The 18,796-nt window shown below is 72.9% G+C and carries 19 protein-coding genes and 1 pseudogene; 8 read left to right on the top strand and 12 right to left on the bottom strand.

Going from position 1 to position 18,796, the window contains the following annotated elements:
- Window positions 1–147 precede the first annotated feature (147 nt).
- Window positions 148–954 carry a class I SAM-dependent methyltransferase gene (locus ACFC1R_RS36565; RefSeq protein WP_375946039.1) on the bottom strand — a complete coding sequence of 269 codons (807 nt, stop codon included), beginning with the start codon at window positions 952–954 and terminating at the stop codon, window positions 148–150.
- Between the two features lie 192 nt (window positions 955–1,146).
- Here ACFC1R_RS36565 and ACFC1R_RS36560 point away from each other — a divergent pair, with 192 nt between their 5' ends.
- The 4 genes and pseudogenes from ACFC1R_RS36560 (at window position 1,147) to ACFC1R_RS36545 (ending at window position 4,862) form a co-directional block, all read left to right on the top strand.
- Window positions 1,147–2,676 carry an SDR family NAD(P)-dependent oxidoreductase gene (locus ACFC1R_RS36560; RefSeq protein WP_375946038.1) on the top strand — a complete coding sequence of 510 codons (1,530 nt, stop codon included), beginning with the start codon at window positions 1,147–1,149 and terminating at the stop codon, window positions 2,674–2,676.
- A gap of 134 nt (window positions 2,677–2,810) precedes the next feature.
- Window positions 2,811–3,260 (top strand): NUDIX hydrolase, encoded by a 450-nt coding sequence (locus ACFC1R_RS36555; protein ID WP_375946037.1) that lies wholly within the window; start codon window positions 2,811–2,813, stop codon window positions 3,258–3,260.
- A gap of 4 nt (window positions 3,261–3,264) precedes the next feature.
- A pseudogene (locus ACFC1R_RS36550) lies at window positions 3,265–3,615 on the top strand (PfkB family carbohydrate kinase); the annotation flags it as partial.
- Window positions 3,616–3,815: 200 nt separating this feature from the next.
- Window positions 3,816–4,862, top strand: coding sequence for a PP2C family protein-serine/threonine phosphatase (locus ACFC1R_RS36545; RefSeq protein WP_375946036.1), 1,047 nt, complete (start codon window positions 3,816–3,818; stop codon window positions 4,860–4,862).
- A 51-nt stretch (window positions 4,863–4,913) separates the two neighbouring features.
- Here ACFC1R_RS36545 and ACFC1R_RS36540 read toward each other — a convergent pair whose 3' ends face one another.
- From ACFC1R_RS36540 to ACFC1R_RS36520, 5 genes are read right to left on the bottom strand one after another with little or no spacing between them, the layout of a single operon-like run.
- Window positions 4,914–6,374: a cytochrome P450 gene (locus ACFC1R_RS36540; protein WP_375946035.1), complete on the bottom strand. Its 1,461-nt coding sequence runs from the start codon at window positions 6,372–6,374 to the stop codon at window positions 4,914–4,916.
- On the bottom strand, window positions 6,371–7,009 hold the full coding sequence (locus ACFC1R_RS36535; protein ID WP_375946034.1) for an ATP/GTP-binding protein: 639 nt from the start codon (window positions 7,007–7,009) through the stop codon (window positions 6,371–6,373). Before ACFC1R_RS36535 ends, ACFC1R_RS36540 begins: the two co-directional genes overlap by 4 nt.
- Complete coding sequence (locus ACFC1R_RS36530; RefSeq protein ID WP_375946033.1) at window positions 6,990–7,349, bottom strand: DUF742 domain-containing protein; 360 nt, start codon at window positions 7,347–7,349, stop codon at window positions 6,990–6,992. Before ACFC1R_RS36530 ends, ACFC1R_RS36535 begins: the two co-directional genes overlap by 20 nt.
- Entirely contained in the window at window positions 7,346–7,753 is a 408-nt protein-coding gene (locus ACFC1R_RS36525) for a roadblock/LC7 domain-containing protein (RefSeq protein WP_375946032.1), read from the bottom strand. Before ACFC1R_RS36525 ends, ACFC1R_RS36530 begins: the two co-directional genes overlap by 4 nt.
- Before the next feature lie 2 nt (window positions 7,754–7,755).
- Window positions 7,756–9,207 (bottom strand): ATP-binding protein, encoded by a 1,452-nt coding sequence (locus tag ACFC1R_RS36520; protein ID WP_375946031.1) that lies wholly within the window; start codon window positions 9,205–9,207, stop codon window positions 7,756–7,758.
- A 594-nt stretch (window positions 9,208–9,801) separates the two neighbouring features.
- On the opposite strand from ACFC1R_RS36520, the gene ACFC1R_RS36515 reads away from it, so the two are divergent.
- From ACFC1R_RS36515 to ACFC1R_RS36505, 3 genes are all read left to right on the top strand, one after another.
- Window positions 9,802–10,269 (top strand): NUDIX domain-containing protein, encoded by a 468-nt coding sequence (locus tag ACFC1R_RS36515; RefSeq protein ID WP_375946030.1) that lies wholly within the window; start codon window positions 9,802–9,804, stop codon window positions 10,267–10,269.
- An 85-nt stretch (window positions 10,270–10,354) separates the two neighbouring features.
- A complete protein-coding gene (locus ACFC1R_RS36510) occupies window positions 10,355–11,443 on the top strand; it encodes a polyprenyl synthetase family protein (protein WP_375946029.1) in 1,089 nt (362 codons plus the stop codon).
- A 189-nt stretch (window positions 11,444–11,632) separates the two neighbouring features.
- Window positions 11,633–12,613, top strand: a complete 981-nt coding sequence (locus ACFC1R_RS36505; RefSeq protein ID WP_375946028.1) for an aldo/keto reductase — start codon at window positions 11,633–11,635, stop codon at window positions 12,611–12,613.
- Between the two features lie 359 nt (window positions 12,614–12,972).
- Here the strand turns inward: ACFC1R_RS36505 and ACFC1R_RS36500 are convergent, their stop codons facing one another.
- Window positions 12,973–13,725, bottom strand: a complete 753-nt coding sequence (locus tag ACFC1R_RS36500) for an NAD-dependent epimerase/dehydratase family protein (protein ID WP_375946027.1) — start codon at window positions 13,723–13,725, stop codon at window positions 12,973–12,975.
- On the opposite strand from ACFC1R_RS36500, the gene ACFC1R_RS36495 reads away from it, so the two are divergent.
- Window positions 13,724–14,113 (top strand): SCO5389 family protein, encoded by a 390-nt coding sequence (locus ACFC1R_RS36495; protein ID WP_375946026.1) that lies wholly within the window; start codon window positions 13,724–13,726, stop codon window positions 14,111–14,113. The genes ACFC1R_RS36500 and ACFC1R_RS36495 overlap by 2 nt on opposite strands.
- Window positions 14,114–14,301: 188 nt before the next feature.
- On the opposite strand, the gene ACFC1R_RS36490 is transcribed toward ACFC1R_RS36495, so the two are convergent.
- The 5 genes from ACFC1R_RS36490 to ACFC1R_RS36470 all read right to left on the bottom strand — a co-directional run bounded on the left by ACFC1R_RS36490 (window position 14,302) and on the right by ACFC1R_RS36470 (window position 18,579).
- On the bottom strand, window positions 14,302–15,354 hold the full coding sequence (locus ACFC1R_RS36490; RefSeq protein WP_375946025.1) for a DUF6081 family protein: 1,053 nt from the start codon (window positions 15,352–15,354) through the stop codon (window positions 14,302–14,304).
- A 99-nt stretch (window positions 15,355–15,453) separates the two neighbouring features.
- Window positions 15,454–15,681 carry an acyl carrier protein gene (locus ACFC1R_RS36485; protein WP_375946024.1) on the bottom strand — a complete coding sequence of 76 codons (228 nt, stop codon included), beginning with the start codon at window positions 15,679–15,681 and terminating at the stop codon, window positions 15,454–15,456.
- 77 nt (window positions 15,682–15,758) lie between these two features.
- Window positions 15,759–16,775: a 3-oxoacyl-ACP synthase III family protein gene (locus tag ACFC1R_RS36480; RefSeq protein WP_375946023.1), complete on the bottom strand. Its 1,017-nt coding sequence runs from the start codon at window positions 16,773–16,775 to the stop codon at window positions 15,759–15,761.
- Window positions 16,772–17,821: an AvrD family protein gene (locus tag ACFC1R_RS36475; protein ID WP_375946022.1), complete on the bottom strand. Its 1,050-nt coding sequence runs from the start codon at window positions 17,819–17,821 to the stop codon at window positions 16,772–16,774. Before ACFC1R_RS36475 ends, ACFC1R_RS36480 begins: the two co-directional genes overlap by 4 nt.
- Complete coding sequence (locus ACFC1R_RS36470; protein WP_375946021.1) at window positions 17,818–18,579, bottom strand: thioesterase II family protein; 762 nt, start codon at window positions 18,577–18,579, stop codon at window positions 17,818–17,820. The genes ACFC1R_RS36475 and ACFC1R_RS36470 overlap by 4 nt, the downstream gene beginning before the upstream one ends.
- Window positions 18,580–18,796 lie beyond the last annotated feature (217 nt).

The raw sequence follows: 18,796 nt of genomic DNA, 5'->3' as shown, positions 1-18,796 counted from the left end.
GGGCCGAACCAGCCGACGGCCGGGAGGGTCGGGACGTCGGAGATCAGCACCACCCGTCCCCGGGCCGGCCCCTGCACGGACGGACGGCAACTCCGCCACCGCACAACGGCACCGAGCCCCCGGTCGCGACCTCCGCCACCCGTCGGGCTACCGGATCGCCGCCACGGTGGCATCGCTGACGTTCCGCCAGGCGACGCCGGCCTCCGCGAAGCCGGACTCCCGCAACCGGGCCACGTGCCAGTCGGCGGAACGGCTCTCGGCATCGGCGTGGGAACCGTAGACGGCCCGGCGGGCGACGACGTGCTCCGCCAACAGCGGGTCGGCCGCCGCGGACTCCCACCACTCGGCCCAGTCCAGTACGCCCTCCGCCCGCTCGCGCTCCTGGCGGCGGCGCTGGAACGCCTCGTCGGCGGCGTTCAGCGCGGGAATGCCGGGGTCGGGGGCGTGGTCGGCGTTGAGGAAGACCCCACCGGGGCGGAGCAGACCGGCGAGGTCACGGTAGAGGCGCAGCAGCGCATCGGCCGGCAGCCAGTGCAGGGCGGTGGCGGTGACCACGGCGTCGAACGGACCGGGCGGGAGCCGGTGGACCCAGTGCGGGTCGGTGAGGTCGGCGGCGACCAGGGTGAGCCGGGGCTCGGCGGCGAAGTGCCCACGGGCGATGGCGAGCAGCGCCGGGTCGAGGTCGACGCCGACGCTCACGGCGCCCGGCAGGCGGGCGAGCAGTCGTTCGCTGATGCTCCCGGTGCCGCAGGCGAGGTCGAGGACGCGCGGTTCGGGTCCGGCGACGGCCTCGACCACGTCGAGCATCGCCCGGAAGCGATCCTCACGGTCGGGCAGGTACCACGTCTGCTGGCGGTCCCAGCTGCGTTGCCAGGCGTTCCAGTGCTGTGCATCCCCGTGCTGTGCATCCCCGTGCTGTGCATCCCCGCGCTGTGCATCGACGCTGACGGTCATGCCCCACTCCCCACAGATCGGTAATAGGCTTTCTCAGGAGGGTCTGTTACCAATCTAGCTGCGCCCCGTAAGAGCTGTAATCCCAGACCAGTCATTACATCTCGCTCGACTTTCGCCCCTCCGCCGGGCTCTCACGTAGAGTTCGCCGGTACGGCTGATACGGGCAGGACGAGTGGGAAGCAGTAGGCAGGGATGACGGCGGGCGCGGCCAAGCAGGCGGACCAACAGGCAGACGAGCGGGCAGCAGAGGCACCGGGCGAGCAGGAGGAGATCGACTTCGGCCCCGGCATCGACCCCGAGCGGCTCGAACTCTGCCTCGAGGTGCTCGCCGAGCTCGACGAGCTGCACGTGGACCACCCGGACGCGATCACCGTCCGGCAGGCCGTCGGCGGCATCTTCCGCACGCTCAAGCAGCGCCGCCGCCAGGAGACCCGGGCCCGCAAGACGGCCAACGACCGGGCCGTCACCGCCCTGACCGCCACCGGCGCACCCGGCCGGATCGACGACGAGACCCGGGGCGTGATGGGCCTCAGCACCGTCACCACCACCGAGATCGCCGGGATACTCGAGCGCCCGCGCAGCTGCTACACCTGCAAGGGCCGCTACGTCGAGGTCGACGCCTTCTACCACCAGCTCTGCCGGACCTGCGCCGCGCTCAACCACCAGCGCCGCAACGCCCGCACCGACCTGACCGGGCGCCGCGCGCTGCTCACCGGCGGCCGGGCGAAGATCGGCATGTACATCGCGCTGATGCTGCTCCGCGACGGCGCGCACACCACCATCACCACCCGCTTCCCGAACGACGCGATCCGCCGCTTCACCGCGATGCCGGACAGCGCGGACTGGCTGCACCGGCTCAAGATCATCGGAATCGACCTCCGTGACCCGGCCCAGGTCGTGGCGCTGGCGGACGAGGTCGCGGCCGACGGCCCACTGGACATCCTGATCAACAACGCGGCGCAGACCGTCCGCCGCTCCCCCGGGGCCTACCGCGAGCTGGTGGCGGCCGAGTCCGCGCCGCTCCCGGCCGGCGAGCTGCCGACGTCCACCGTGATCGGCCGCTTCGGCAGCGGCGGTGTCGACCTGCGCGCCCTGCCCGGCCAGTCCACCGACTCCACCGACCGGCTCACCCCGGCCGAGGTCACCGGCCTCGCCCTGGTCAGCGGCTCCGCCTCGCCCGCCCGGATCGAGGCCGGCACCGCGATCGACGCGGGCGGCCTGGTCCCGGACCTCGCCGCGACCAACAGCTGGATCCAGACGGTCGCCGAGGTCGATCCGGTGGAGCTGCTGGAGGTCCAGCTCTGCAACTCCACCGCGCCGTTCATCCTGATCAGCCGGCTGCGCCCGGCGATGGCCGCCTCCCCGGCCCGCCGCAAGTACGTGGTGAACGTCTCCGCCATGGAGGGCGTCTTCGCCCGCGGTTACAAGGGCGCAGGCCACCCGCACACCAACATGGCCAAGGCCGCGCTGAACATGCTCACCCGCACCAGCGCGGAGGAAATGCTGGAGACCGACGGCATCCTGATGACCGCCGTCGACACCGGCTGGATCACCGACGAGCGTCCGCACCCGGACAAGATCCGCCTCGCCGAGGAGGGCTTCCACGCCCCGCTCGACCTGGTGGACGGCGCGGCCCGGGTCTACGACCCGATCGTCCGCGGCGAACTCGGCGAGGACCTCTACGGCTGCTTCCTCAAGGACTACGCCAAGGCCGCCTGGTAGGACGCGCCGCAGCCGGCTCATCCCCCGGCAACCGCAACGGGCCCGACCCGTCGGCGGCCGGGGAACGGCAAGCAGGGAACGACGACCGGGGAACACCAACCGGGGAACGACGGCCACGGAACGGGACGGGAACGATGGCAGCACCCATGCTCGGGGCCGGAGTGATCGTCCCCGCCGCCGACGGCCGGGTCCTCCTCGGTCGGCGGATCACCGCAGGTGAGACGCCGACCTGGAGCCTGCCCGGCGGCAAGGTGGACCAGCCCGGGGAGTCCTTCGAGCAGGCCGCCGCCCGGGAACTCGCCGAGGAGACCGGGATCGTCCTGCCCCCGGAGCAGATGCGCGTGCTGGCGGTCCTGCTGGACCACCAGCTCGGCTTCCCCCGGCTGACCGCCGCCGTGCTGGCCCCGCCGACCGACGCCCCCGCGTACGTCACCGAGCCGCACGCCTGCGCGGGCTGGGAGCGCTTCCCCGTCGAGGCGCTGCCCGGCCCGATGTTCCACCCGTCGGCGCTGGTCCTCGGCGCCTGGCTGCCCGGCCTCGCCGTACCACCCGGCGCGTTCCGCTACCAGGTCGACCGGGCGTAGCCCCGGGGGCGGGGCCCGCCCGTCCCGCGAGCCGTCCCCGCATGCCGCCGGTGCGGCAGCCCGGGCTCGGGCGCTGCTCGCGCTCGGGCCGCGTTCGGTGGTGATCACCCTGGGCGCCGAGGGGGCTCCGGTGGCGGACGCGGGCACGATGCGGCGGGTGCCGTCCGTGGAGGTCGAGGCCGTGGACACCACCGGCGCCGGTGACGCCTTCACCGCGGCCCTGGCCCGGCGCCTCGGCGCGGGCGAGGACCTGCCTGACGCGGCGGCCTTCGCCGCGCGGGTGGGCGCGGTGACCGTCACCAGGAAGGGCGCGCAGGCGTCGTTCCCGACGGCGGACGAGGTCCCGTCCCGGTGACACGCCGGGTCGTACGGCGCAGCTCACCGGGTTGCCCGTGGGTTACCGGCGAACAACGATAAAACTACCGAATCGGTGGCCTGGCTTCCGGCCCAGGCTGCCGCTCGACCTGTGTGACCCCGGGGAGCGGCACGGTGGCGAGGTCTCCTGAGGAACGCGGAGTCCCGCACAGCGCTGGCGTGCGGGCCAGGTTGCTGCCCATGCTGCCTGCTCTGCTGCTGTTCCTCGGCCTGCTCATCGGCCTCGTCACACCCCGCAACATCAGGCCGGACGCCCTCCTCGCCACGGCCATGGTTGCTGCCGCCGCGCTGCTGCCCCTGCGGGGGACCGTGCTCACCGGAGTGGGCGCGTGCGCCATCTACGTCGGCCTGATGGCGGACTTCGACGCGCTGCAGGATGCGACCGCCTACTCCGAACTGGCCAGCCTCGCGGCGATCGCGGTGTTCGCCGTCTTCCTCAACCGCCTGCTGGACCGACGTGCCCATCAGCTGGTCCAGGTCCGCTCGGTGGCCGAGGCCGCCCAGCTGGCGGTACTGCACCCGGTACCCCACCACCTCGGGCACGTCACGCTGGAGAGCCTCTACCTGGCCGCCGCGGCGGAAGCCCGGATCGGCGGCGACCTGTACGAGGCGATCCGCACCCCGCACGGCGTACGGCTGCTCATCGGCGACGTACGCGGCAAGGGCCTGCTCGCGGTGCAGACGGCTGCGGCGCTGCTCAGCGCCTTCCGCGAGGCCGCCCACGACGCGCCCGACCTGCCCCACCTCGCGCGCCGCCTGGAGACGAGCATGAGCCGCTACGCCTCCCAGTACCCCGGGGTTCCGGGCTCGGAGATCGCCGAACGTTTCATCACCGCGCTCCTCGCCGAGATCCCGGACGACGAACCGGTCGTCCGGACCGTCACCTGCGGCCATCCGCCCCCGCTGCTGCTGCACCGCGGCGGGGTCCGGAAGCTGCAGTCCGCCGCTCCCTCGCCACCGCTCAACCTGGGCATGCTGGTGGGCGACGCGTACCACGTCGACCTCGCCCCCTTCCACCCCGGGGACCAGCTCCTGCTCTACACCGACGGGGTCACCGAGACCCGCGACCGCTCCGGCGCGTTCTACCCCCTCGCCGAACGCATCCGTTGGTGGAGCGGCGAGTCGCCCCGCCAGATCCTCGACCACCTCCACCGCGATCTGATCGCCTACAGCGGCGGCGAGCTCGACGACGACATCGCCGCCCTCGTCGCCCGGCGGGGCCGTTGAGCGGTCCCGGCTCCGGGCGGCCTGCCCGGGTGGGGGCCGCCGCAGGAGCGGTCAGCGCCGCCGCAGCCACCCGGTGAGCCATCCCCACGACGACGCGTGCTGCGGGACCCGGGCCTCCTGTTCGACGGCTGCCGGGGCCGCGACGGGCACCGGGGCAGGGGCGGGCGCCGGCGCGGGCTCACGCGCGGCAGCCGGCCGGCCCGGGGTGGGCTGCTCGGCGGCGAACTGGACGGGCAGCGCGTTCAGGTGCCGCGCCCAGGTCGACGAGGTCCAGCTCAACTCGGCTTCCGGGACGGCCAGCTGGACGTCCGGGAGCCGGGTCAGCAGGGTCTCTACGGCGGAGTCGGTGATGGCCCGGCCGATGTCCTGGCCGGGGCACTCGTGCGGTCCCCGACTGAAGGCGAGGTGGGAGCGGTTGCCGTGGAGCCGGGCGGTCGGGTCGGGACGGACGGCCGGGTCGACGTTCCCGGCGGCCAGACCGAGCAGCAGCAGGTCACCCGCCTTGATGTGGCGGTCGGCGAGCTCGGTGTCGCTGGTCGCCCAACGGCCCGGACAGACCATCAGCGGCGGCTCGTCCCAGAGCACCTGCTCGACCGCCTCCGAGACGGTCATCAGTCCGCCGGTCAGCGAGGCGTGGAAGCGGGAGTCGGTGAGCACCATCCTGAGGGTGTTCGCGATCAGGTTGGTGGTGGTCTCGTTGGTCGCCAGCATGACCAGCCGGAGGTGGTGCTGGACCTCCTCGTCGGTGAGTTCGGCGGGGTGGCCGATCAGTGCCGACGCGAAGTCACGGCCCGGGTTGGCGTGCTTGTCCTCGACCAGCTGCCGCAGGGTGTCCAGGATGAACTGGTTGCCGGACACCGCCTTCTCGTTGCCCTTGATCAGGGCCGCGCTGGCCTCGACCAGGTCCGGCCCGGTCTCCTCCGGCAGACCGAAGAGGTGGGTCAGCACCAGCATGGGCACGTGCTGCGCGTACCTGGCCAGCAGTTCGGTGCTGCCGTCCGCGCAGAAGTCGTCGATCAGCTGGTTGGCGTAGCGCTGGACGTGGCGGCGAATCCCGCGGCGGTCGAACTGGCCCAGGCTCTCGGTCACCGCCGCGCGCAGGCGCTGGTGCTCCTGCCCGTCGGCCGAGACGCAGTCGGGCCGCCAGCCCATCATCGGCAGCAGCGGGGAGTCCGGGGCGATCCGCCCCTCCTGCCAGTCCCGCCAGAGCCGGGGGTCGCGGGAGAACCGGGTGGGTGCCCGGGTGACCTCGACGTTCTCCCGGTAGCCGAGCACCAGCCAGGCCGGCACCCCGCCGTCCAGCAGTACCGGGGCCACCGGGCCGTGCTGGGCCCGCAGTTGCTCGTAGAGGCCCATCGGGTCGGCCTCCGCGACGGGACCGTACAGCGGTGTCACGCCGAGGCTCGCCGCGGTCGGCAGGTGCCCGCCTGCCCCGGCGGCGTGCGCCGGGCACCCCGGGGGCGGGACGAGGGCCGGACCGGCCGCCGTGTGGTCGGGGGGAAGGGTCGTCACGATTGCTCCGGGGAGGCGGCGAGGGTGTGCAGGTAGCGCATCAGGGTCAGCAGGACGTCACGGCTGGAGCCGCGATCCCGGGCGTCGCAGTCCACTATCGGGACCGAGTCGGGCAGGTCGAGGGACGCACGCAGCTCCTCGACCGGGTGGGCCGGCGCGTGCGGGAAGGCGTTGACGGCCACCACGAACGGCACGCCGCGCTCCTCCAGCCGCCCGATCACGTCGAAGCTGACCTCCAGTCGGCGGGTGTCGACCAGGACGACCGCGCCGAGCGCGCCGTCGAAGAGGCCGTTCCACAGGAACCAGAACCGCTCCTGCCCGGGGGTCCCGAACAGGTACAGCACCAGCTGCTCGTTGAGGCTGATCCGGCCGAAGTCCATCGCGACGGTGGTGGAGGTCTTGCGCTCGACGCCCGCGACGTCGTCCACGCCGACCCCGGCCTGGGTCATCGTCTCCTCGGTGGTCAGCGGCCGGATCTCGCTCAGCGCGCCGACGAGCGTGGTCTTGCCGACCCCGAACCCGCCCACGATGACCACCTTGACGGCGGCCGTGGTACTGGCCGGCAGGGTCTGCACCTGACCGGGTTCGACGAACCCGCGGGGCCCGGCGTTCGTCTCAGAGCTTCTGTAGTCCATGCATCACCGCTTCCAGCAGTTCGAGGTCCGGCAGCCGCGCCGCCTGGATCGGGGCCCGGGCCTCCACACGGTCGGTGGCCAGCAGGTCGGCGAGCAGCACGGTCACCACGCTCATCGGCAGCGAGAGGTGCGCCGAGATCTCCGCCACCGAGAGCGGGGCGTTGCACATCCGCAGGATCGCGGCGTGCTCCGGCTGCATGCTCGGCTGCGGAGTGGCGCGGGCCACGATCAGCGTCACCAGGTCGACCACGGCCTCCTCGGACGGTCGGCTGCGGCCGGCCGTGATGACGTAGAGGCGCTCCGGGCCGGAGTTGTGCCAGCGCTGATTCGGTAACGTCATCCGGCCAACCCGTCGACTCGGGGAGGACTGGTCAGGTGCTCACCGATCCTCGCAACCAGGTCACGCATGCACTGGCCGATCAGCCCGGCGTCCACGCCCTCGTCCGCCAGCACCGCCAGGTACGCCCCGGCGCCGGCCGCCATCAGGTAGAAGAAACCGCCACCGACCTCGATCACCACCAGCCGCATCCGGCCGTCGCCGTGCGGGAACTCGGCGGCGACGGCGGTCGACAGGCTCTGCAGACCCGCGCATGCCGCCGCGAGCCGGTCCGCCGTGTCGGTGTCCGTACCGTACTGAGCCATCCGCAGGCCGTCCGACGACAGAACCACCACGTGGCGGGTCTGCGGAACGCTCATCGCCAGATCCTTGAGCATCCAGTCGATGTTGGGCCGGTGGTGCATCATTGCTATTCACCCTTGTCTGACGACTCGTCACCGGCGGTGCGGCCGGGAGCGGTGGTGCTGCTCCCGCCGGACACGCCGTTCTGGAAGGCTGCCATCCACAGGCCCGGCTCGACCGGCGGGGCCGCCGGCGGCTGGGTGCGGGGAGCAGCGGCCGGTCCGGTCGCGGACCGCGGAGCGGCCGGCGCGACGGCCAACGTGCGCCTGCGCCGCTGGGGCAGCCCGTGCGCGTTGCGCTCCACCTCGGACGGCTCGTCCACGACGTCTCCGGCCATCATCGGCTGCGGGCCGCGCAGCTGCCGGGCGGCAGGCACGCCGCCGGTTCCGGAAAGGGGTGCGGTCGCCGGGACGGTGGTGATCAGGTCCGACGGGATGACCAGCACCGCGCGGACCCCGGCGTACGCGGAAGGACGCAGGGACACGCGGAAGTTGTTGGTCCGGGCCAGCCGGCCGACCACGGACAGGCCGAGTCGGGGCGCCTCGCCGAGGTCCGCCAGGTCCAGGCCGGCGGGTGTGTCGGACAGCACGCGCTCGACCCGGCGGCGGGCCTCCTCGCTCAGGCCGACGCCGCTGTCCTCGATCTCGACCGCGACCCCGGAGGGGATCTCGATGGCGGTCAGGTGGACGCGGGTGTGCGGCGGGGAGTAGCGGGTGGCGTTGTCCAGCAGCTCGGCGAGGGCGTGGATCAGCGGCTCGACCGCCGGTCCGACCACGGCGACCTCGGACACCGAGTGGAGGTCCACCCGCTGGTAGTCGACGATCCGCGACATGGCGCCGCGCAGCACGCTGAAGAGCGGGATGGGGCGGTGCCACTGGCGGCCCGGCCGGGCGCCGCCGAGTACCGCGATGCTGTCGGCCAGCCGGCCGATGAGCGCGGTGCCGTGGTCCAGGTGCAGCAGGTCGCCGAAGACCTCGGGGTCACGGCCGTGCCGGTCCTGCATCTGCCGCAGGTCCTGGGCCTGTTGGTGGACGATCGCCTGTACCCGGCGGGCGATGTTCACGAAGGAGCGCTGGGCCGAGTCGCGGAGGTCCTCCTCGGCCTGCACGGCGTCGACCACGGCGCTCAGCAGGGTCTGGTGGGCGGCCCGGAACTGCGGGTCGGGGCCGGCCTGACGGGCGGAGCCGCGCAGGATCTCCTCGGACGAGGCACCGCTCTGGATCCGGGCGATGGCCTCCGGCAGGACGACCTCGGCCAGCCGGACCGTCTCGGCCTCGTGCTCGACTATCCGCTGCTTCCACCGGCCTTCCAGCTCGGCGATCCGGTGGCCGAGTTCGGTGGCCTGGGCCCGGGAGGCGGCCGCCGCGCGCGAGCGCCGCACCGCCTCCGCCACGGCGAGGGCCACGGCTGCGGCGACCGCCGCTCCGCACAGGTAGACCGCCGTCCGGGAGCCCGTGGGCACGGCGTACACCGCGACCGCGACGAAGGCGGCCAGTACCGCGGGAGGAAGCACCCACATGGCGGCGGAGGCTACTCGTTCGCTTCCAGGTGGTGATCCAGCGCGAACCATCTGCATCCTCGGGGAGTTGACGACCATCGGGCGAAGGGGTGGCGCACGCCTCCGGACTCGGAGGCGGGTCGGCCGGCTGGCCCGCAGTGCGGGCATCGGCAGGATCGACCGGGACGCCTCGGGGCAATCCAGTTCAATCGGTACACAACGTTTGCGCCACACGGATCATAGCGGGACCCGTGCTGTCGGCCACAACAATCGGCCATGTTCGCACTTGACTTGATCAACGATCAGATAGGCCGCCGGCCAGCGAGGTTGTCGGCCGAGGTCAAGGAACCTGAACTGAACCTGCCACAACATGGCTGAATCCTTTCGGTTTAGAGCAACTTGAGGTCACTCCTGGTCGACAACCCTGGTGCGGACGGTTTCAGACATGGCGTAATGGGCACCAACGGGGCAGCTCAGGGCCGGGACCGCCGAGTCCGTTCCAGCACCGGAGCCGGAGCCGTCCCCGCATCCCGCGCAGCAGCGCGGAGGGAACGGCATCGGTTCCGCGAATCGGCAGCGTCTTTCAGCCAATCAACGCAAGTGGAGAGGTGTGCTGTGAACCCGCAGGATCCGGACCGGACCTCACTGGGCGTCAATCTGCTGCTCTACGACGCCGACGGCCGGGTACTGCTGGCGCTGCGCTCCGGCACCAGGTGGGCCGACGGCTACTGGCACGTCCCGGCCGGCCACCTCGCGGCGGACGAGACGCTGCCGGAGGCGATGGTGCGCGAGGCCCGCGAGGAACTCGGCCTCGGCATCGACCTGGCCGATCTCCGGCACGTGGTGACCGTGGACTACCGCGAGGGCTCCGCGATCAGGGCACTGACCGCCTTCTTCACCGCTCGGAACTGGACCGGCACACCGGTCAACCGGGAGCCCCAACTGTGCCGACGGCTGGGCTGGTTCCCGCCCGACCGGCTGCCCCGGCCGATCTCCCCGATCAGCGCGGCCGCGATCCGGGCCGGAGCCAACGGACAGGCGTACGAGACCTGTTGGCTGGACGGGCCGCTCCAGCCGGTCTGAGCGGCCCCGCACGCGACCACCGCACCGCACGCAGCCGGCCGCCCCCCGTGCAGCCGGCCACGAACCCATGGACTCAGGAGCCGACATGACACCCTTCCCCACCACGCACGCCCGGAACATCCCCGCGCGGGTGGATGCCGAGCTCACCACCTTCCTCGACCGGAAGATCGTCGAGCTGGGTGCGCTGCAGGCCGGCGAGGCCGCGCACCTGATCAAGGACTGCGTACTGGAGGGGGGCAAGCGCCTGCAGGGCATGTGGTGCTACTGGGGCTGGCAGGCGGGGGGCCGGGAGGACTGCCCGGAGATCATCAAGGTCGGCGCGGCCCTCGAACTGTTCCACTGGGCGGCGCTCATAGTCGACGACGTCTTCGACCGCAGCGACACCCGCCGAGGGCTGCCCGCCCTCCACCGCCGCCTCGCCGACCTGCACCTGGAACAGGGCTGGCACGGGGACCCGGACCACTACGGGCTCGTCCAGACCCTCTGCCTGACCGACATCGCCTGGGCCTGGTCGGACGAGCTGATGTTCGCCAGCGGCATGGACCCGCGCCTGCTGGCCACCCGCCGGCTGCCCAACGACCTGCTGCGGTCCGAGGTGTGGCTGGGCCAGTACCTCGACATGGCGGAACGGGCCCGCCGCACCCCCTCGTTGGACAAGGCGATGAACGTCGCCCTGCTGAAGACCGCCCGGTCGAACACGATGTACCCGCTGCAGTTCGGCGCCGAACTGGCGAACGCCCCGGCCGAGGTCATCTCGGCGTTCAAGCGCTTCGGCGAGGCGGTGGGCGAGGCGTACCAGCTCCAGGACGACCTGTTGGGCGTGTTCGGCGACGAGCGGCTCACCGGGAAGTCCAGCACCGACGACTTCCGCAACGGCTGCATGACCATCCTGCTGTCCTGGGCGATGGAACACGCGACCCCCGCCCAGCTGAAGGTGTTCGAGCGCCACCACGGCGACCCGGACCTCGACGGGACGGGGGCCGCCGCGCTGCGCGCCGTGGTCGAGGAGACCGGCGCGAGGGCGAAGATCGAGGCGATGCTCGAGGACCGCCGGGCGTACGCGGTGTCGCTGCTCGACGAGGCCCCGATCGCCGACGAGGTGCGGCGCGCGCTGACCGAGCTGGCGGTCGCCGATCCGGTGCGGGCGGGGATGGCTGCGGCGGCGGTCGCCTGAGCCGCGGGCGGACCCGAGGCCGCCGGGGCGGCCCGACCGAGGCGCCGGGGCCGTTCCCCACCGCTTGGGCCGGGCCGCCGGAGCGGCGGGGAACGGGCCCGCCGTCTCCTCGGGCGGGGAAGTCTCCGAGTCCCGGCACCACCTGGGTACGGTGAGGGGGCCACCCACTCCGACCAGGGGAGACAGACCGTGTCCTTCGCACGTCCAGCCACCGCCACGCCGAGCTCGCGGATCGGTCTCGGCCTGGCCGCGGTCGGCCGGCCCGGCTACATCAACCTCGGCCGGGCCGAGGACCTGCCGGCCGAACGGACCGTGTCCGCGATGCGCGAGCGCGCCCACCAACTCCTCGACGCGGCCTACGCGCAGGGCGTGCGCCACCTCGACGTGGCCCGCTCCTACGGCCGCTCGGAGGAGTTCCTCGCCGCATGGCTCGACCGCCGCACGGACGTCCGCGACGTCGTGGTCGGCAGCAAGTGGGGCTACACCTACACCGCGGACTGGCAGGCCGACGCCGAAGTGCACGAGGTCAAGGACCACAGCGTGCAGACGTACGACCGCCAGGTCGCCGAGAGCCGGAGCCTGCTCGGCAAGCGGCTCGACCTGTACCAGATCCACTCCGTCACCCCGGACAGCCCCGCGCTCACCGACACCGTCCTGCACGGCCGGCTGGCAGCGCTCGCCGCCGAGGGCGTGCTCATCGGCCTCTCGACCAGCGGCCCGCAGCAGGCGGACGCCATCCGCGCCGCACTGACCGTCACCGTGGACGGGGAACCGCTCTTCCGCAGCGTGCAGGCCACCTACAACCTGCTCGAACCCTCAGCCGGCGAAGCACTCGCCGAGGCGCACGACGCCGGATGCACCGTCATCGTCAAGGAGGGCATGGCCAACGGACGCCTCGCCGGGCGTCCCGCCGACGAGGCGGCGTCCACCGTCCTGCACCGGGTCGCCGAGGAGGCGGACGCCACCTGTGACGCGGTGGCCCTGGCCGCCGTCCTCCGGCAGCCGTGGGTCGACGTGGTCCTGTCCGGCGCCGCCACCGCCGACCAGCTCACCAGCAACCTGCGTGCCGCCTCCGTGGCACTCGACGCCGCCCAGTACGCCCGCCTCACCACCCTGGCCGAACCCGCCCGCACCTACTGGCAGCACCGCTCCCGACTCCCCTGGAGCTGACCGCCCTCGGGCCTCGGGCCGCCACTGCGCCCCCGGGGCCCGACCGGCACCTCCCGCACCACCCCGCACACGGCACCGGGACGGTCCGGGCCCGCAACGGTGTCCTCACCGCGACCGAGGCCGACCGGGTGCGGACCCTGTGGGAGGCAAGGGAGTTGACCCGGCTCCCGGGAACGAGAACGTCCGCTGCGGGCCCGCCCGCGCCGACACCTGCACCCGGTCGATCGACGTCGGCAACGCCCGGCCGTGCCGGCCGAACCCGGCCGCCGCCGCTGGGGCCCGCCGCGTGACGAGAGCGGCCGGATCGTGCCGCAGCCGCTTCCGGTCCTCGCTCCGCCATGGATGGGGGCCGGCGATGTTCAGCACCCCGGCCGCTCCCCGGGGCCCTGGACGGCGAGCAGGTGGGCGTCTGTCACATCGGCTGTGTCCACGCCCCGGTGGAGCCGGCGCCGGGCCCGGACCGCCGGCGGTTCGGGGAAGCACCTGGCGATGCGCAGGGACGCCGTGCTCATCGCGCCCGCCGCAAGGAGCGCGAGGCGTTCGGCCGCGAGTTTCGTCTCGTCGTAGACGTCGCGCGGCCGGCAGGCGACGTCCCCGGTGCCCCGGACCGCCTCGTCCGCCGATTCCGACGCGTACCCGTACACCGAGGTCGAGCTCGTGCAGCCGAATCGGCCAGCCCCCGCAGCCGACGACGCCGGCAGGTCCCGGGTCGCCCCGACGTCGACCTGCCGGAACTCCTCGCCCGAACGCACACCGGCGTGCGGCGCGCGCAGGGCCGCCGCGTGGACCGCCGCCCCGGCCCCGGACTGCACGTGGCGCCACGCCGCAGGGTCGTCGGCCGACCGGCCGCGGACCGACGCGAGCCGCGCGACCGTTTCGCCACCACACCCTCGAACCGGTTCACGATCCGACCAGCCGTCCCCCAGTGGCGACTTGACACGGCATCGGCTCATCGTCGACAGTCTTATTCGGCAATGGTTTTCATCTTCGACAAGGAAACGGCAGGTCGACCCCGGCTTCCTGCACGGCCCGGCCGCCCCGCAGGCACCCGCCGCCCTCAGCTGACCGATCCCGGCAGCTGCACTCACACCGACGAAAAGGATCACCGCCATGTCGCTCGACGTCTCCCCCGCCCTCCTCGCCCAGGCCGAGAACGGCGAGGTCGGCGAAGCCGACTTCATCGACACCGTCCGCGCCTCCCTCCCCTACGCCTACCGGGTCGTCGCCGGCCTCAGCACCGAACTCGGCACCACCGCGGAGGAGTTCGTCGACGACAACACCACCCCGACCGACGCCGAGCGCGCCCAGCTGCTCCGTGCACTCGCCAGCAACGCCATCCGCGGCAGCCTGGAGAACCACTTCGGCGTGAAGCTCGCGTTCGTCAACTGCCACCGCGTCGCCGCCTTCCGCCCCGGCGCCGAACAGACCGACACCTACCGCGAGTTCACCTCCCTGCGGACCCAGATCCTCAACCAGACCCCCGAACTGCGGAGCTGCTGACCCGCCGCTCCCGCACAGACCTGTGGGCGGCACCGTCGCGCCGGTGCCGCCCACAGCCACAACCTGGTGAGGGCGATCTGGCCGGACCACCCGCGCCCGCCCGTCGGCTCCACCGACGCGAGACCGCGGCCGGCCGGCGGGCCCTGGCCCGGCGCACGGGTTTCCGGGCCGTTCGCCGGGCCAGGGGGTCAGTGGGTGGTGGTGACGGTCAGGTGCGAGGAGGAGATCTCGGCGCCCTGGCCCCAGAGCCGGCTGCTCGCCGGGCTGTTCGGGTCGACGAAGGTCTGGGGAGTCGGCTGGCCGCTGAGCGGGGCGTAGTAGTAGCCCGGCGTGGTGTCCAGCTGGACCAGGCCGCGGCCGTCCTGGCCGGCGCCGTCCATGATGGTGAAGGTCCCCAGGCCGCACAGGAGTTGACGCGGCGCGACGGTCTGGTCGGTGCCGCCGTGGTCGGTGACCAGGTGGGACCGGTCGGCCGGACGGGCGCCGAGGCTGGTGACGCTGTACACCGGAATGCCGTTGATCTTCCAGGTAGCGCGGGTGCGGCTGTTGTCCAGGACGATCTGGTAGTTCAGGGACGCGCCCTTGGAGATGGTTGCGACCGGCACCGCATAGGCGAAGGCCGAGTACGTGGTGTCGGGGTAGCGCAGCCGCTCGTACCAGGCGTACACCGTGTTGTTGGTGACGTGGAAGTCCATCAGGACACCCGTCTCCAGGTCGGCCACGACCATCGCGCCGTTGGCGAGCCGCAGGTCGGCCTGGGGGTCGGCGACGCCGGCGCCGAACGGGTTGGCCTCGGTCTTGCGGGTGGTCACCGAGAGGTTGGCGTCACAGGCCCAGCGGCCGCTGCTCGGAGTGTCGTAACCGGCGAAGCCCGCCGTGGAGTTGTGGTTCGCGAAGGTCAGCCACTTGGTGTGGTCGCGGTCACCCGCGCCACCGGCCGACTGCTGGGCGGTGCTGAAGGCGAAGGCCGGGTTCCCGGTGGCCGGGTCGGTCCCGGTGGGTATCACGTGCAGGCCGTTCGCGTCCGTGGTGGGGATGCCGTCGCCGCTCGGCATGCCGGGCGCGGGCCACAGCTGCCACTTGCCGGTACCGGAGGTGTCGAAGCCGCTCCGGAAGTCGTCGGTGAAGAGGGTCGTCCTCGTTTCGTCCGCGGCGCGGGCGGGGGCGGTCGCGACCGGGATGATCGCGGAGGCCAGGGCCAGTGCGGCGGCGGCGCGGACGAGACGCCTGGTCGGGCGCATAGGGGTAGTACCTTTCAAGGGTTCGGGGGTTCGGTGCGGAGATCTCGGCGGGGGACCGGCCCGGCCTGGACGGCGGGCCGGCCCCCGTGCCCGGCGGGTTCAGCGCCCGGTCTCCAGCAGCGCGGCTATCGCGTCGGCGTTGCCCGCCTCCATCAGTTCGTCCTCCGGTATGCGCTTGCCGTACTCGCGTTCCAGGATGACGGAGAGTTCGAGCATGACCAGGGAGTCGATCTCGATGTCGGAGAACCCGGTGGTGGGGGTGATCTCCCCCTCCACCGCGAACTTCTCCACCAGGAGTCCGACGATCCGGTCGGCCACAGCACTCATGGGTTCTCGCCTTTCGATGCCGGTCGGCCCTGCCTGGGCCGGCCTCGGTACGTGGTACGGATGCGGCGGACGCGTTGCTAGTCCCCCAGGACCTCGCTGACCTTGATGTCGGGCCAGGTCAGCGCGGTGGAGCCCCAGTTGAGCCCGACACCGAAGGTGGTGGAGAAGATCCGGTCCCCCACGTCGAAGGTCCCGGCCGCACCGGCGTGGGTCAGCGCCAACGGGATGGAGGCCGCCGAGGTGTTGCCCACCCGGTCGATGTGCAGCAGGACCCGTTCCCGGTCCACCGCCAGCAGGTCGGAGACGGCGTACAGGATCCGGGAGTTCGCCTGGTGGCCGGCCAACCAGTCCACGTCCGAGGCGTCCCAGCCGATGCGGTCGAGCAGCTTCGCGGAGGAGGAGCTCATCCGGTCCACCGCGTGGGAGAACAGCTCCTTGCCGCGCATGGCGAGGAGGTTGTCCTCCTCGCGCGGGGCCTGGCGGTGGGAACGCTGCCGGGATCCTCCGACCGCGAGCAGCGCCAGGTCGTGGAACTCGCCGTCGCTGCCGAGGTCGAAGCCCTGGAACGCGCCCGGCTCGTCCGGGTCACCGGCCCGGAGCACCGCCGCGCCGGCGCCGTCGCCGAAGATGATCGCGGAGGCACGGTCCCGGTGGTCCAGCCTGGTGGACCAGATGTCGGCCCCGATCACCAGCGCCCGGTCGATCAGACCCGAGGAGATCGCACCGACCGCGTTGGCCATCCCGTAGACCCAGCCGGTGCAGGCCGCCGAGAGGTCGTACGCCCACGGGTTGCCGAGGTCCAGCCGGTGGGCGATCTCCGGTGCGGTGGCGGGCATCGGCTGGTTGGGGGTGCTGGTCGCGAGTACCACCAGGTCGACCCGGCCACCCCCGGCGGACTCCATCGCCCGTTCACCGGCCGCGATCGCGAGGTCGCCGGTGACCGTACCGGGGTCGGCCCAGTGCCGCTGCCGGATACCGGTCCTGGTCCGGATCCAGGTGTCGTCGCTGCCGACCAGCTCGCCGATCTCGTCGTTGGAGACGATCCTCGGCGGCACCATGGCGCCGAGCCCCTCGAGTACCGCGGCCCTGGTCATGCCGCCGCCTCCGTCCCGCCGCGCCGGGCCCGGTCGGCCGGCAGCCGGTGGGTCGCCGAGCAGCGGATCCGCATGTGCGCGAAGGCCGCGGCGATGTCGACCACGCGCCAGGTCTCCCCGGCCTTGGTGGTGAGCAGCTGCGGGTCGACCAGCTCCGCGGACAGCGGGGCCGGCCCGGACAGCGGCCGGTACGGGTCGCCGATCTCCAGCACGGCCTGCCGCATCCAGAGGGTGTTGCTCTCGGCACGGCTGACCGAGTCCAGGCCGTAGATCAGGATCTGGCCCAGCTGGATCGCGCCCACGAACACGTCGAGGGCCGACACAGCGCCGTAGCTGTAGCTCTCCAGCCCTCCCACCGGACCGGCCGGCGGTTCCACCGCGCGGCTGCCGAGCAGGGCGCTCGCCCGTCGCGCGGGCAGGTCCACCGACAGCTCCTCGATGGTCTGCGTCCTGCTCCGGTGGGCGGCGGCGTACGGCCGCAGCCGGGCCGGCCCCAGCAGGTCCTCGGGCGAGTCGTAGCGGGCGCTGCGGGCGGGGCCGACGGTGGCGGCCGGGAGCGGCGGATGCTCGATCTCCAGGCTCGCCCGCAACTCGCCCACCCGGCAGTCCACCACGGTCGAGCGCTCGGACGGCCGGGCGGTCGTCGCGTGGACGGCGAAGCCGTCCAGCTCCTCCTCGACCGGCCGCCTCCCGGCCTTCAGCTGCACCCGGCGCAGCCGCAGCCCGCGTCGCTGCGCGGCGTCCAGACCCAGTGCGTGGGTCAGGTGGAGCTCGGCGGCCTCGCCGGCGATCAGCAGGGCGTCGATGCTGCTCAGGTGCGGGGCCTGGTCGGTGGTGCCCTTCCTGGACCAGTCGGCCGGGTAGTCGACGGAGCCCCTGGCGTGGACCGTCCCGGTGCCGTCGGCCTGCGACACGACCTGGATGTCGGTCAGCCGCTGTTCCGCTCTTCGGTATCCGCTTCCGAAGAAGCGGCGCTCTCCGGGCCCGAGGTAGTCGTCCACGGTCTCCCGGACCGGTGCGTCGGGCGTCTGTGTCGTGCCGGTCATCTCTCTCCCCCGTGTTTGTTGATCACGGCGCCGAGCCGTGCGAAGAATGCATCCTTGGACTGTCGATGGAAGAAGTGCCCGCCCGGGATCACCTGGAGGGTGCCGCCCCGCAGCGAGTGCGAGGACCAGGCCGCCGCGTCCTCGACCGTCACCAGCGGATCGTCGGCGCCGGCGAAGACATCGATGGAGCAGGGCAGTTGGTAGCTGAGGTCGGTGTGCCGACAGCTCTCGCAGAGTTCGAGGTCGCCCCGGACCCGGGCGAGGTAGCCGGCGAGCCGCTGCGGCGTGCCGCGGACGGCGTCCGGCAGGCCGTCGAACTCGGCCAGCCGACGCGCGAGTCCGGCGTCGTCCAGGTGCCGCGCCGACTCCAGCGGGCGCGGCAGGTGCGGCGCCGGGTGGGCGCCGACCAGCAGCCGTACCGGCAGCCGACGGCCGGTCGCGGCCAGGAACCGGACGAGGTGGTACGCGACCACCGCCCCCATGCTGTGGCCGTAGCACATGTACGGATCGTCCAGACGCGGACCGAGCTGCTCCTGCAGCGCCGAGGCGAGCGAGGCCAGGTCGCGGCGGCCCGCGCCGAGGCCGTCCCGGTCGGGCAGGCGGACCGGGACGACCTCGGCCTTCGGCCCCAGCCGCCGCTGCCAGCCCGCGAACGAGGCGGTGCTGCCGCCCGCGTGATGGAAGGCGAACAGCTTGATCGGCGGCACGGCCGACGAGCGGGCGCGCGCGTCGGCGAGACGAACGACGGTGGCACTCAACGGGCTGCTCCTTCCCCACGGGATCCACTTCCCTACGGAATCCACGCCGGTGACAGCGGCGGGCGGCGGTGGGGGGGGGGGCCCCCCCCCCCCCCCCCCCCCCCCCCGGCCCCCCCCCCCCCCCCCTTCCGGGTCTTCCGGGCTCCCCGCCGGGAGCCTCCGGTGGCCCGGTCAGTTGGTGAAGGCGTCCAGGACCTGCTCGTACTCCTCGCACCAC

The sequence above is a fragment of the Kitasatospora sp. NPDC056138 genome (assembly GCF_042264695.1).
Taxonomy (GTDB): domain Bacteria; phylum Actinomycetota; class Actinomycetes; order Streptomycetales; family Streptomycetaceae; genus Kitasatospora.
Note: the sequence above shows the minus strand (reverse complement) of the source record. Positions and strands in the feature narration are given on the sequence as shown.